Annotated in this window: 10 protein-coding genes; 2 read left to right on the top strand and 8 right to left on the bottom strand. The window is 51.9% G+C overall.

The window, feature by feature from the left end; all coding sequences use genetic code 11:
• Window positions 1-561: 561 nt before the first annotated feature.
• From P1S59_10905 to P1S59_10895, 3 genes are all read right to left on the bottom strand, one after another.
• Window positions 562-1,152, bottom strand: a complete 591-nt coding sequence (locus P1S59_10905; protein MDF1526760.1) for an RNA polymerase sigma factor — start codon at window positions 1,150-1,152, stop codon at window positions 562-564.
• 69 nt (window positions 1,153-1,221) lie between these two features.
• Window positions 1,222-3,231 carry a cytochrome c3 family protein gene (locus tag P1S59_10900; GenBank protein MDF1526759.1) on the bottom strand — a complete coding sequence of 670 codons (2,010 nt, stop codon included), beginning with the start codon at window positions 3,229-3,231 and terminating at the stop codon, window positions 1,222-1,224.
• Window positions 3,232-3,548: 317 nt separating this feature from the next.
• Window positions 3,549-5,198, bottom strand: coding sequence for a hypothetical protein (locus P1S59_10895; protein ID MDF1526758.1), 1,650 nt, complete (start codon window positions 5,196-5,198; stop codon window positions 3,549-3,551).
• Window positions 5,199-5,766: 568 nt separating this feature from the next.
• Here P1S59_10895 and P1S59_10890 point away from each other — a divergent pair.
• Both P1S59_10890 and P1S59_10885 read left to right on the top strand, forming a co-directional pair.
• The gene (locus tag P1S59_10890) at window positions 5,767-6,366 is read left to right on the top strand and encodes a TlpA disulfide reductase family protein (GenBank protein MDF1526757.1); all 600 of its coding nucleotides are present in this window, start codon (window positions 5,767-5,769) and stop codon (window positions 6,364-6,366) included.
• Between the two features lie 19 nt (window positions 6,367-6,385).
• The gene (locus P1S59_10885) at window positions 6,386-6,964 is read left to right on the top strand and encodes a TlpA disulfide reductase family protein (protein MDF1526756.1); all 579 of its coding nucleotides are present in this window, start codon (window positions 6,386-6,388) and stop codon (window positions 6,962-6,964) included.
• Window positions 6,965-7,859: 895 nt separating this feature from the next.
• Here P1S59_10885 and P1S59_10880 read toward each other — a convergent pair.
• The 5 genes from P1S59_10880 to P1S59_10860 all read right to left on the bottom strand — a co-directional run bounded on the left by P1S59_10880 (window position 7,860) and on the right by P1S59_10860 (window position 12,889).
• Entirely contained in the window at window positions 7,860-9,134 is a 1,275-nt protein-coding gene (locus P1S59_10880; protein MDF1526755.1) for a cytochrome c3 family protein, read from the bottom strand.
• A gap of 577 nt (window positions 9,135-9,711) precedes the next feature.
• Entirely contained in the window at window positions 9,712-10,269 is a 558-nt protein-coding gene (locus P1S59_10875; protein MDF1526754.1) for a TlpA disulfide reductase family protein, read from the bottom strand.
• Between the two features lie 145 nt (window positions 10,270-10,414).
• Window positions 10,415-11,551 carry a multiheme c-type cytochrome gene (locus tag P1S59_10870; GenBank protein MDF1526753.1) on the bottom strand — a complete coding sequence of 379 codons (1,137 nt, stop codon included), beginning with the start codon at window positions 11,549-11,551 and terminating at the stop codon, window positions 10,415-10,417.
• 156 nt (window positions 11,552-11,707) lie between these two features.
• The gene (locus P1S59_10865; protein MDF1526752.1) at window positions 11,708-12,250 is read right to left on the bottom strand and encodes a TlpA disulfide reductase family protein; all 543 of its coding nucleotides are present in this window, start codon (window positions 12,248-12,250) and stop codon (window positions 11,708-11,710) included.
• Window positions 12,251-12,334: 84 nt separating this feature from the next.
• Window positions 12,335-12,889, bottom strand: a complete 555-nt coding sequence (locus P1S59_10860; protein MDF1526751.1) for a TlpA disulfide reductase family protein — start codon at window positions 12,887-12,889, stop codon at window positions 12,335-12,337.
• Between the last annotated feature and the right edge of the window lie 356 nt (window positions 12,890-13,245).

Here is a 13,245-nt window from a genome sequence, read left to right as displayed (position 1 = left end):
TACTCCATCCACGTATTCTAACCGAAGACAGCGGGCACTTCCATCTACGGGCTTACGCCCGCAGAATTACGAATGAGCATTAAAATAGCATGGGAGCGTGGGTGTAAAGGCGGAAGGCGGTATCGAAGTATCCAGGTATGTAGGTATCAAGGTAGACACTTAGATACTTTAGACACGAAGTTACGCAAGTATCCCGGGATCCATTCACGCTTGTCATTGCGAGCCCCGTGCCTTCTTGCGGGCGCGGCAATCTCGTTCCCCGGGATCGCTTCGCATGGAGGACGGCTCGCGATGACCCGTCTTCGCTTTGGGGCGTTGCCGATGGCTTCCGCCGTCGCTCTACGAGCTATGGCGTGACAGGTCCGTCTTCGTTTCAATAGTACCCTGACTACACCGTGACAATATGCCCTCACAAGTCAGCTTCCGTCTTCGCTCATAGCTACGACGTGACAAGTCGCCGAGGCAAACTGGATTCCGGTTTAAGGCAGTTCCTGGTCTCCGGGGTTACCTAAACACCTGGATGCCTTGGCACTTCGATACATCCCTCCCGCGCCCTCCGCGTTAACTCGCCTCCCCTTGCTTTTCCTTAAGGATCTCAAGGAGCTGTTTCTTGGCGCGGAAGATGCGGACCTTCACCAGGTTCAGGCTCAACCCAAGGACATCCCCTATCTCCTGGTAGGGCAGTTCCTGGAAGTAGCAGAGGATGATAGCAGCCCTGTACTTATCGGGAAGTTGGGCGATAGCGCTCTCCAGGAGCATCCTGTCTTCAAGCTGCAGGGAGATCTGGGAAGGATCCTTCAGGTGCTGCCCCTGGTGGCTTGATTGAAAACTGGAGGGGTTGACATCTTCAATGGGGACGGTTCGACTCCTGTCCATTTTCCTTTTTTCATCGATACAAATGTTCTTGGCGATGCTGTAGACCCAGGTGGAGAATTTTTTTGATGAGTCATATTTTTTTATGTACCGAAAAGCCCTGAGAAAAGTCTCCTGGGCCATTTCGGCGGCAACATCCCTGTCCCTGAAGAACTGGTAACAGAAGCTGTATATTCTGGTCTGGAAACGTTCCACCAGGTGGGCATAAGCGTCCCTGTCACCTTTTTGTGCCCGGATCGCCAGTGCTGTGTCCTCTTTGACTGCACTGACTGGGTTCATATTCCAGCCAATAGTGTCTTTGCCAACCAGAGCTTAAAAATGTATTTCGCCTTTTTTTTCAACACCCTATCACCTTGGATGGCATGATAAACAAAGATCCGTATAGTCTATCTGAGGCTGGATCGCTTTTGGATCGACATTGTTGCCCCTTATCATTTTCATTATATAGACCCCACCAGCTGGGACAGCACCATGGGCGCGATGACATGAATGGCAGTTAACCGAACCACCGGGCGTATAGGTCACCATCGTCTCACCAGACTGGATGTAACTGGGGTCTATGGGATATCTCAACGCATCAGCATCCATGAGTGGGTGGGTTGTACCTTCACCCACTGTAGCCGGTGATTCTCCGTGACACCCGGTACAAAGGTAATCTTCAGGGTATCCAGGTGCCCATTCGGTACCCTCGGCCGCCGGGGCCAGTAAATACCCCGGGACAGGATCGCTACCATCAGAGGGTGTGGAAAGGGAGTGGCACGATTCACATGTTATCGTAGTAGGTGTATCACCTTCACCTTCATAATAGGAAGTCAAACCGGTTCCCGGCCAGATCACACGGTAGAGGGGTGGATCGGGGCTCTGGTATGTTGAGGCGAGGGTAGGGTCTCCCATAAAGTGGCTCACTCCCAGCTCGTGGCAAAGTGAACAGAGGGTCGTTCCCTTGTCTACCAGGAGAGGGATAAAACTCTCCTCTTTTCGGTTGTATCCTGCGTTGTGTGCCTTGTGACAGAGGGAACAGTAGATCCGATCATAGGTGGGTTCGCCATAGGTGACCCCAAGATCAGCCAGGTTTAGGAGCATCTGTTGAGCGATATTGGGGGGGACCTTACCGTTGGCAGCATAGCCATGATGTCCTTCCGGCGGTTCCCGATGACATATTTCGCAGAAGGTATTCACACCCTCACTGTTCTTGATCTCTTCATCGATCTCCACCAGAGCTGGAGAGTTTTCCATGCCCCCGTGAGATACGTGGCAGGTGGTACAAAGCATCACCGGAAGTCCCGTTTCCAGGTCTTCTTCACCCCACTGATATGCCGTAAGCTCCAAGGTGTCGGCGATGGCCGTGATCCAGCCCACATCATTAGCCTCATCGTCGTCCAGGGGGTGGTAGGTCCTCCCTGTAACGGTACCCCCCGGGTTGGGAAAGGGGGGTTCCTCTTTATCATCGCCCCGTTCCCCGCGGTGACAACCCTCGCAGAACTCATTCGACCGCTTGTTAACTTGAGCCCGGACGAGGAGTCCCGGGAGGGGTCCCTGCCCCTCCATACCGTGGAAGGCGTGGCAGGTTGTACACTCAATGCGTCCATACTGTCCGTAGGTTAGGTGCCCCCCAAGAATCCAATGCCCTCCCGCCGAAAGGGCACCAAGTTTTACCGGATAGGGGTCCGAAATGGGCACATTGAATTGGGGCTGCAGGTCAATGGGACTTGCCCCCTCCGTGTTGTCAAAGGGCTCTATACCCACAGGGTGGTTGCCCTTGGTGTTTTGAAGACCAAACCCGGAGTGCTCCCTTTCCTTATGACAGCGAACACAAAGCCCGACCTGCTGAACCCTCAGGAACGGGCGCATGGATTTATCGTGAGGGTCGTGGCAGGTCATGCAGTCCATGGGTGTCCCGGGCTGATAGGGAAGGCCCGAAGACCCGAGATCGGTGTCTTCAGGGGCCCTTCCGGGGTCGAAGCCGTGACTGTAGGGATGAAAGGCTGTGAGAGCGGCATCAACGTTCTTATCCACCATGGACACACCGTCGTGGCAGGAAGCACACAGGTTGCCCCTTGGGCCAAACCTTACCAACGACTCCGGCAGAATATCCCAGACCCTGGGGCGTTCATCGGTGGGAACTATGTGACACAGGGAGCATTGGGGGCTGGAGTTGGCCTTTCCCTCCTTCTGAAGCAGGTAACCCTGGTTATAGAGATCGTGGGGGGATCCGACCACATTGGCCCAGGCTGAAACCTGGGGAAGGAGTAAACTGGATAACAGGATCGACATCAGTACTTTGGCCACGCAGAACCGTTTTCCCTTCAGGAAGAACCTTGCCCATGAGCCTGATATGATGAATGGAAATATCTTCATTATTATCTTCGATTCCACATCCCAAATTTCAAATTTTAGCTCTAAAAAACAGTTATCTACTGGATTCCGGGTAAGGCGGTATCTACGTATGTAGGTGTCGAAGCGTCTAAGTAAAAGCACAAGAAACCAGAAATTGCCTTTAACCGGAATGACTGAACCTGTTTTACCCAATTGATTGACCCTGTGAAACCCTGTGGAGCGACCTGCGGGTGGTCGCACTGTGGTAAATTAGCTTTTATCGCCTTTACAGAAACCATGGTCTACCCCTTGATTCTGGGCTTAGGTACGCTCGCCCGGAATGACGTTGGTGGAGAATTTTATTTAGATAAACCATGGATCTCGTCCACCAGGACTTTCCTTATCTGAACCCTCCGGCTTAGTCTTTCACAGATTATCAGGGTATCCGGGGGTACGAAAACAAGGCCGTTGGGGGAACCAAGATCAATGGGCAGCCCCTTTTCGTTACCCAGAAGGGCGGAGAACTCACCTTTCGCGTCAAATACCTGAATAATATTAAGGTAGGAATCGGCCACATAGAGAAAACCGCTCTCGTCAACTGCCACACCCTTTGGTCTGATAAACTGGCCGAGGCCGAGGCCTTTTTCGCCCACGACTCCGGCAGAGGCGCTCGCTCCCACGAACTCCTGGACACGGGAATTCATTGTGTCCGCCACATAAAAGTCTCCCTCGCCGGTAAAGGCAATAAAAGTGGGATATTGCATCTGCCCCGGCTCAACCCCCCTCTCGGCAATTACATCGACAAGATCCCCCTTTTCGTCAAGGCGGTAGACCCAGCCGTTGGGGTTGTCCACTATAAACAGGGAATCATCGGGGCCAACCACAAGGTCTACCAATCCAAAACGAAACCATGGAAAACGGATCATGAGATCAGGCCCGAAATATTCCCGTACTTCGGGTTCGAGTCTGATCCTCCTTTGAAAACCGCCCTGAGGTGAAAAAACAACTACTTCACCTTTGTAGGCGTCCACAGCGTAAAGGGTCCCGTCCCGTGCCAGAGCAATGCCGAGAAGCCTTTCAAACTCCCATGGATCTTCCCCCATACCACCCATGCGCTGCAAGACCTCACCACGGGAGCCGATTACCGTTATGAACCCGGTTCCGGTGTCCGACACATAAAGACGCGGGTCGTCCTCCCTGTAATCCACATCCACGGGGCTGATAAAACTATACTCCTCCCAGGTGAACAGGTTTATCAACTGGGTCGGGCTGACCACCTCTTCAAGAGTTTTGATGTTTGCCAGCCGCTGGTCAGTCACCGATGTCTGTTTTTCCTGGGCAAAGACTATCGTCTGCACCTGGCTGTTGTCAGACTCCTGCAGGTTTCGATCCAAAGCGGTGATCACGTAACGGTATGTTTCTCCCCTGGTGACGTTCCTGTCCAGAAAGTTTATATCCAGAGAACTGCTGACAAGGGAAAAGGTGCTGTCTTCCGGGCCCTTGCGGTACAGGTTGTAGGCCAGGACATGATCGGGGTTTCCATGATCCCACGCAAGGGCTATCCCGTCAGGGCGAACCTGGCCTGCCGACCACACTGGCGGCTCCAGAGAATCCGGCTCAGGTTGGGATAACTCATAAAAGCGCTCAACAGAGGCAGGTCCGGAAGCGCCCTCGCTGTTAACCGGCACGATCCTGTAGAAGTACATCTGCCCGGCTGTTGTCAGGAAATCATCATAGACCGGGTTCGTGACCCGCGATAACAACTGGTATTCGCCAGTGTTCCCCACGCGCCTCTGGACGAGGTAGCCGGCTGCCCCCTGAACCCTGAACCATCGCAGGTTGATCCCGCCGCGGAATTCATTTATCCCGATCCATTGGGGCGAGCCCAAACCAATCTCCTGGGATCCCATCGTATTTCCGGAAACCATGAGCACTGCCAGGATGGCCAGGGACAACGCCAACACAAGGTAGCGATAAAAACGGTTCCCTTTCAAAAAAACTGGCAACATTCAATACCTTTTTATTCGGAAGAGGCTGGCAGCATATATTACAATCTCTGCATACTGCGAAAGCCCGTAAAAAGCCCTGGAATCAGCATGACATTATGCCGTCATTCCGGACATCACGACGTTGGTGTGATGATCTGGAATCCAGTGGCACTTGTCATCGCGAACCATAAACTGTGTGAAGCGATCCCGGTTTATACAAAGGCGACTGGACTCCGGGTCCTTCTCTTTCACCCCCACCTCAATCCTCCCCCTATTGAGAGGGGAGGAAGAATCAGGAAGGGGACTATTGGTCGGCCCGGAGTGACGAACAGCAGGTCATTCCAGGTAAGGCTGTATCTAATGCTATTCTGGACCAAAGTTACCATTACATCTAACCTGATAAACTATCTTACAGATATGAAGCTGTTTCATCAAGAACCACCTGAAACACAATATCAGATTTCGGGATGGACAGAGAAGGTAACTGCAGTTACAATTGCGTAACAAACTGCTCTTTTAGGTTGACAAGTATACAAGGGCATTGGTAGTACTTTGTGGGTTTGGATTGAAGGCAATTTACGACAAGAAAATGAAAAGAAAGGTCACTTCGGGTAACGGAGGCCATCCCCATATGTTCCACCCCAACAGCAAGACTTCATTGATGAGAATTTTTCCCATTAGCTTTATCCTAATTCCAGCCGTCATTGGGGCACTGCTATTCACCTCTGGTGATGCTGTTGCAGCCAACCTCGCCAAGGGAGATCAAGCACCTGCGTGGCCTCCACTGGCCGATATGGCTGGTGAGGTACGCAGCCTGGAGGATCACCTTGGCAAAAACGTGGTGATGCTGGATTTCTGGTCGATCTACTGTGTTTCCTGCATCCAGGAGATGCCTTCTTTAGTTGCCCTTTATGATAAGTACAAGGACAAAGGTCTCGTCACCTACGGAATAGACCTTGACTCCTTCAGCCCGAGACGGGTGGAAAAGTTCATCAAGGGGCTCAATTTTGAGATCACCTACCCTGTGATCATCGACCAGAAGCGGGAGATAGCAACAGCTTTCAAAGTGGGAATGCTGCCCACTACCATCATTATTGGAAAAGATGGGAAGGTAAAACTCTTTCACATCGGGTACAAACCTGGCGATGAAGATGAATTCGACCACTTAATTAAATCCCTGCTTGAGTAACCCATGAAAGGCTCTGACTATGCCAACCACCAGGATTAAAGCGCGTCAGGTACTGCCCATACTGATGTGCCTTTTTATTGCGCTGGGAGTGACTTGGGGAGCATCTGGCAGCTATGCGGCAGACAAAGCGGACATACTTGAGAGCAAGATCCTCAAGGTCGGGGAGGCGGCTCCTGTATTTGTAACGAAGAACCTCCAAGGCGGGGATTTTTCCTTAAACGAGCACATCGGCAAAAAGCCTGTGATCCTTTTCTTCTGGTCCTTTTTCTGTGGTCCCTGCAGGGAAGAGATGCCCATTCTGCAGAAGATCTACGAAGACTTTGGAAAGGACAAAGTCCTTTTCGTCGGGATTAATCTGGACGGGCCAAAGCTTGGCAAAGCCATTGAGAAATTCATGACCGATTCCAGCCTTGACTTTACGATGGTTTTTGACGAGCTCAACGGACTAGAGTACAAGATCGCAGATCCTTATGGCGTCGCGGGTACACCTACCGTTTACACTATCGACCTTGAGGGCAAGATCTCTTTTTCAGCAGTAGGCAAGGTGGAACCGCCAGAATTGATAGAGGCACTGGAACAGTCGATGACAGGGAGTTGAATATAAGTAGATTTGACACGGGGACGCCCTTCGACAAGCTCAGGGCAGGCGGGTGACGCGGAGACACGGGGGGATTGAAGACCATGTGACACGGGGAAAGAGCTAAATAAAGGGGATATGAGGACCGCGGAGATCGCGGTCCTTTTTTGTATTGGGGTAAGGCGATAAGGCTACGGATGCTATAGAAACGACCTTCTTTTTACCACGGAGACTTCACGCCGCAGGCGTGACAGGCTTCGGAAGATGAGAAAGACTTCAATCCTGGGTAAAGGCACAGTTGCTATAAGGGCGATGTCTTTCACCACTGAGTTTATTGAGGACACTGAGAAAATCAGAATCAGGGGAAGACACTGTTGCTATGAAAGCGATGGTTTTCACCACAGAGGCTCAGAGGACACAGAGAAGATCTTTAATCTTGGGGAAGGCCGGTTGCCATAACGGCGATGTTTTTTACCACAGGGTACACAGGGTAAACCCTTAATTCTTGGGGAAAGCATGGTTACTATCTAAGGCAATATTTTGTGTCCTTGCCGTCCTTCCGGACATCACGTCATGGATGTGATGAGCCGGAAACCAGTATGCCGCGGCGACTTGTCACGTCGTAGCTATGAGCGAAGACGGAAGCTGACTTGTGAGGGCATAGCCATAGGCGACGCCCCAAAGCAAAGACGGGTGGCACTTGTATATAAATCGACTGGACTCCGGGTCCTTCTCTTTCACCCCCACCTCAATCCTCCCCCCTCAATAGGGGGAGGAAGAATAAGGAAGGGGACTATTGGTCGGCCCGGAGTGACGGGTGGAGCGACTGGACTCCGGGTCTGCGCCCGGAGGGACACACACCTTCGAGAAAATAGTTTTTACTTAGACAGTTAGATACCTGGATACACGACAACAACTACCTGATAAGGGGAACGATCCGCTCCTCATCTTCCTTCTCGGCCTCTTTGGATCCTTTACCTCTGGCCCCCAACCCCTGCTTCTGAATACGGGCTACTTCGGCCTGGATCCACGTCTTATCCTTGTCTTTATGGCACAGGGCACAGGCCTGCTCAGTGGACAGGTTCTCCTGGATCTTCACTGGTTCGAAGTGAAAATCGTGGGTTTCGGCAGGCATCTCGCGGCCTTCCATGGATTCCCCATGGCACTCAACACACGGGATGGGAGGCCGGCTGAAGTCGAATTTATGGTCGTGGATACTGTATTGCTGCCCGCCATCCACCACAGTGGGAACGTGGCAATCGTTACACCCCGCCTGTTCCTGGCTGTGAAAGGCGTGGTCCTCGTAACCGCGGGAAATATCCCGGTGACAGGTCCCGCAATATTCGCTGCGGCTCATGGTCCTGGTCTCGGTAACGGTGATGCCGCGGTCGAAACCGCACACTTCACAGGCCCGGTCTGTGGCGTAGAACTTGTTGGCCCAGAACATGAACATCCTGTGTCGCTCGTTATAATCCATGGTTCCCCAGTACCACCCCTTGGATTTGGGTTTGGGCATGAAGAATTCGGTAAAGTAGTCGTCGATATCTTCACCGGGGATATACCCCACCGGGAAGGGAAAGGTCTGTGTCTTCTTGTCCTTGCCGTCGGTATGACAGGCCTCGCAGATCATATCTCTAAGTTTTTTATCAAGGTTCCTGGGGTTGACGATCTTTTCAGGATCGCCATCGCTGTCCACGTGCTCCTCACCCGGACCGTGGCAGGCCTCGCACCCGATGGACTCCTCCCTGTAGGACCTGGTATCCATATCAAACCCCACTGCGTGGCAGCCGTTGCAGTAGAGGGGGTAAGGCTGTTCGTTCCAGTTCCAGATGGAATAGGGTTCCCACCGTTCTTCCGCGATGTTCCAGTACTTGGGCAGAACGTAAAACTGCCCTCCAAGAAGGGTCATGTACTTCTGGATCCAATGACTGCCGATGGTGAAATAGATGTCGTTTTTCTCGAAGGGGATGCCGGGACCAAAATCGGTGGCTTCTATGGCATCCGGGTCCTTGAGGGCATTTCTGAGCATCCTGGCGTGGGGAGTTCGGCTCCACTGCTGGTAAACTTCCTCGTGGCACTCCTGGCATTCCCAGGAACCCACGAACCCCTCCGCGCCCTGGCTGAGGGCTGAGGGTGGGAGAAGGAGTAAACTGAAAGCGGAACATGACAGTAGAACAAATATCAGTTTCATTTTGTGAATCAAAGTTGACCCCTTTGGGTAATCATGTGTCTAAGTATCTACGTGTCCAGGTGTCCAGGTATAAAAACTCCATTCCTGTCACTCCGGGCCGACCAACAGTCCCCTTCCTTATTCTTCCTCCCCCTATTGAGGGGGGAGGATTGAGGTGGGGGTGAAAGAGAAGGACCCGGAGTCCAATCGTATCTATCATGACAACGCCACCCGTCTTTGCTTTGGGGCGTCGCATTCAGCTTCCGTCGTCGCCTACGGCTGTGACGTGACACGATACCCTCACAAGCCGAACTACGCCGCGGCAAGCTGGATTCCGAACAATCCCGCCGTGGGCGTGCTTTCCGGAATGACGGTCATTATGCGAAAAATAGCCCTTTTTACAACCGTTATTTAACCCAAGCTTAAAGGTTTTCTCTATGTCCTCTGAGCCTCTGTGGTGCAAACTCTCGCTTTAATAGCATCCGAGTACCAGTGGGATTGCCGCGTCACTCTCGTTTGCCTCGGTGCTCCTCGCAATGACAGGCTAGAATGGATTCCGGGTCTACGCTACGCTTCGCCCGGAATGACGGGACCGAGGTCATTTCGGGATATCCTGGATCAGGTCCTCCACAACGAAAGGTATTTCATCCTCCCCGGGAGGGTAGTCGCCCACATGGCTGTACTTGACGATCCCATCGGCGCCGATGATCACCTTCAGAGGAATGGGCCCCGCCAGGCCATAAATTTTTGTTGCGACCTTGAGCCTCTCATCTATAAGGACAGGGTACTTTATCCCCATCTCCTCTATTACTTTGCCGATCTCCTCATCGTCACCCGACTGCAGGGTAATAGCCAGGATCTCGAAGCCTTGATCTTTGAACTTCTCATAGTTCTTCACTATGTTAGGGATCTCGGCCACGCAGATGTTGCACCACGTCGCCCAGAACTCCAGCATGACCACCTTTTTTCCAAAATAGTCGGAAAGTGTGACCTCTTCCCCACCCAGCGTCTTGAGGGTAAAGTCAGGGGCCTTTTGCCCGACCTTGATCTTCATGGCAGACGTCTGGGCCTCCGATACGCCGGGAAAACAAAAGGTCGCGTTGGGAGCCACAAACAGCAGCAGGAAGATCATGACGATCAGCTTCTTGTTCTTCATATTCTTAACCTCCGGGGAGTGCCTAAACTTAAAACCGGATGCCGGTTTTAAGTCATAAATTTTGACCTGCAACTGTTTTTCCATACTTTGGATAAATCTCGGCTAAATTTTATTTGGAAGTTTGCCCGGTTTCTCCGGCAAACTTCTAATGGTCTACATAAATCGGTTTTTTCCAACCCTGGATCACGTCTATTGCCCAGGGTAAGCCACCCTTCTCCTCAGTGTGGCACACGACACAGGCCTTCTCGATCTCCTTGTCGTAACAGTTGTCGTTGTGGATCGTGAAGTAGCTGTAGGAATGTATGTCACCTTCGAGGCTGTCTTTGAGGGACTTGGCCTTTGGCACGTGACAATCGGTGCAAACCTGGGTGACATCATTGGGATGATGGGTGTGGAGCTGCATTTTAGTCCTGAAGTTGTGGCAGGAAAAACAGAAATCGAGGACATCGTTCCTTTTCTCCTCGTATTCCTGACCCTCAGTACCTCCAATACCGCAAACCTCACACCGGGCCCTCGCGGAGTTCAGCTTCCCTTCTTTCCAGTCCCGGTAAAGGCGGCTGATCGCCCCCCGGATCTCCTCATCCGGTTTCATTTCAAGGGGAGTATAGTATTTGGTAAGATCATCACCAGGCACGAAACCGATGGGATAGTAGTATTCTTCTGATTTATCAGTCCCCCTCACGTGGCAGGAGGCACAGATCATATTACCTTTCTCAATGCTCAGTTTGGCTGGGTTGACGATGCTATCCACGCTCCCCTCGCCATCAACGTGTTTCCCTCCGGGACCGTGACACGCCTCACACCCTATACCTTCATCGCCTATGGTGCGGTTCACCGGATCAATGTAAGTCGTGTGGCACCCGGCACAGTATTTCGAATAGGGTTTCTTTTTCCAGGACCACACCGAATAGGGTCTCCACTCCTTGGACTGGACAGACCACAGCCGGGGGAGAACGTAATATTCACCCTCGATCTGTTTCATATAGCGCTGGTCCCAGTGGGACCCGATGGTGTAATGGATCTCTTCTCTGGTGAAAGGCAGCTCTCCCTGGGAAAAATCGGCCAGAATGGCATCGGGATCTGCCTTGGCATCCTGCACAGCGGTGCTGTGAAAGGTCTTGGTCCACCCCTTGTACTCACTCTCGTGACACGGAATGCACCCTTCCGAACCCAGGTAACGGTTCCCATCCGGTCCTTCGGGCTTTATGGTGAAACCGGCCACAACCTTCCCGGCCTTGGCATTAACCGCGGGGCCATCCGCGAGTACGTTTACCGGGATCAATGATGGGATCAAAAAAGACACTGAGAACGTCAAGGAAATGAACAACTTCAGGATAATCCGGTTGACAGTTTTTTTATTTTGGAAACGAATCATATCTTCCTGCTTCCTTGCTTGTGAAAAGTAATACATCCGGGGATCACATAATAAAAGGCGGAGTTACCGAACAAGGAAAGACCCCACCATCGCCTTTATTTTTTCGACATCAGCTTCATTAAATCCGACTTTATAATATTGTACGATCCCTTCACTGTCAACGATGAGAGTTACAGGAATGAACCAGCTTGTGAAAAGTTTCGTTATTTCCAGCCCCGGATCAGGGATCAGATCGTAACTGACCTCAATCCCCTTGTTACGAAGTCCCTCTTCAATCTCCTTCCCACCGATATCTTCCGTATTGACCGCCCAGATCTTCAGACCCTGGTCCTTGAACTCCCTGTAGAAAGGCTCGAGGACCTTCATTTCATCCAGGCACGATCCGCAATTAAGTCCCCACAGGCTGATCAAAAGGGCCCTGGCTCCATGGGCCTGGGAGGACAGAAGATCGCCCTTTGTCGTTACAGTCTCAAAGGCCGCGACAGGTTTACTGACATATCCGTTGGAAGATGAATCTCTGGTTTCCTGCGGCTTCACCACATCTGAACAAAAACCGGGGACAGCGGCAAAAAAAAGCAGGCTGATGGAGAGAAAGATCGTGCGCATGATTTAAGCGGCGGCCCTCTTGAATCTAAAAAAACTCAGACAAAATAAAAGCCTGGAGGCAATTACTCCTTCAGGCTTTCCAGGCTACTCTGAAAGCAGTTTTTCTATGATACTGATGTACTCGCCCTCAATGTCCGGCTCGTACCCCTCATGGCGAAACCTCACTGTCCCATCCTTGGCGATGAGGATGGTCAGTGGTGCCGCCATCATCTGATAAGCGTCCGCGAGGGCAAATGCCGGATCTACGACAATAGGATAACTGACCTTGACTGGAAGCTGGGGCATGAACTTGGGGAGAAGTTTTTCATCAACACCGTCTGTGTTCACCCCCAGGATCACCAGCCCTTTACTTCCATACTTGTTATATAGCCTTTCAAGGAAGGGCATCTCCTCAATGCAGTTCTGGCACCTCAGGCCCCAGAAATTCACGACCAACACCGATTTACCCTCATAGTCCGCAAGGGTGGTAGTGGACCCGTCCATGTGAGTAAACCCGGGATCTGGCGCCTTGGGATACTGCGTGGCTTCAGTCAGTTCAGTTGTAGTGGTGGTAGTGGTCGTTGCGCAACCGGTCAGAACCACCATGGAAACAATGACGATCGACATGACAACTAAATTGATGGATGTTCTTACAGACAATGCTCCCCTCCTTGTCAGTTCGGCTCACCGAATACCCTTTTACAAACCCATACTTTCTAGCCTATTCATGTCTTGTATGTCAATAATTCTTGGAAGTCAGGTAAATAATGAGGCGAGGTGACGCGGCGTTGTAGTCATTCCGGAAAGCACGCCCACGGCGGGGTTGTCCGGAATCCAGCTTGCCGCGGCGTAGTTCGGCTTGTGAGGGTATCGTGTCACGTCACAGCCGTAGGCGACGACGGAAGCTGAATGCGACGCCCCAAAGCAAAGACGGGTGGCGTTGTCATGATAGATACGACTGGACTCCGGGTCCTTCTCTTTCACCCCCACCTCAATCCTCCCCCCTCAATAGGGGG

The organism is bacterium, from assembly GCA_029210965.1.
Lineage (GTDB): Bacteria > BMS3Abin14 > BMS3Abin14 > BMS3Abin14 > BMS3Abin14 > JALHUC01.
Note: the sequence above shows the minus strand (reverse complement) of the source record. Positions and strands in the feature narration are given on the sequence as shown.

Excerpts from the sequence above, each read along its gene's own strand:
- P1S59_10905 (MDF1526760.1), bottom strand. The coding sequence starts at position 1,152 with ATGAACCCAGTCAGTGCAGTCAAAGAGGACACAGCACTGGCGATCCGG.
- P1S59_10900 (MDF1526759.1), bottom strand. The coding sequence starts at position 3,231 with ATGAAGATATTTCCATTCATCATATCAGGCTCATGGGCAAGGTTCTTC.
- P1S59_10895 (MDF1526758.1), bottom strand. The coding sequence starts at position 5,198 with ATGTTGCCAGTTTTTTTGAAAGGGAACCGTTTTTATCGCTACCTTGTG.
- P1S59_10890 (MDF1526757.1), top strand. The coding sequence starts at position 5,767 with ATGAAAAGAAAGGTCACTTCGGGTAACGGAGGCCATCCCCATATGTTC.
- P1S59_10885 (MDF1526756.1), top strand. The coding sequence starts at position 6,386 with ATGCCAACCACCAGGATTAAAGCGCGTCAGGTACTGCCCATACTGATG.
- P1S59_10880 (MDF1526755.1), bottom strand. The coding sequence starts at position 9,134 with ATGAAACTGATATTTGTTCTACTGTCATGTTCCGCTTTCAGTTTACTC.
- P1S59_10875 (MDF1526754.1), bottom strand. The coding sequence starts at position 10,269 with ATGAAGAACAAGAAGCTGATCGTCATGATCTTCCTGCTGCTGTTTGTG.
- P1S59_10865 (MDF1526752.1), bottom strand. The coding sequence starts at position 12,250 with ATGCGCACGATCTTTCTCTCCATCAGCCTGCTTTTTTTTGCCGCTGTC.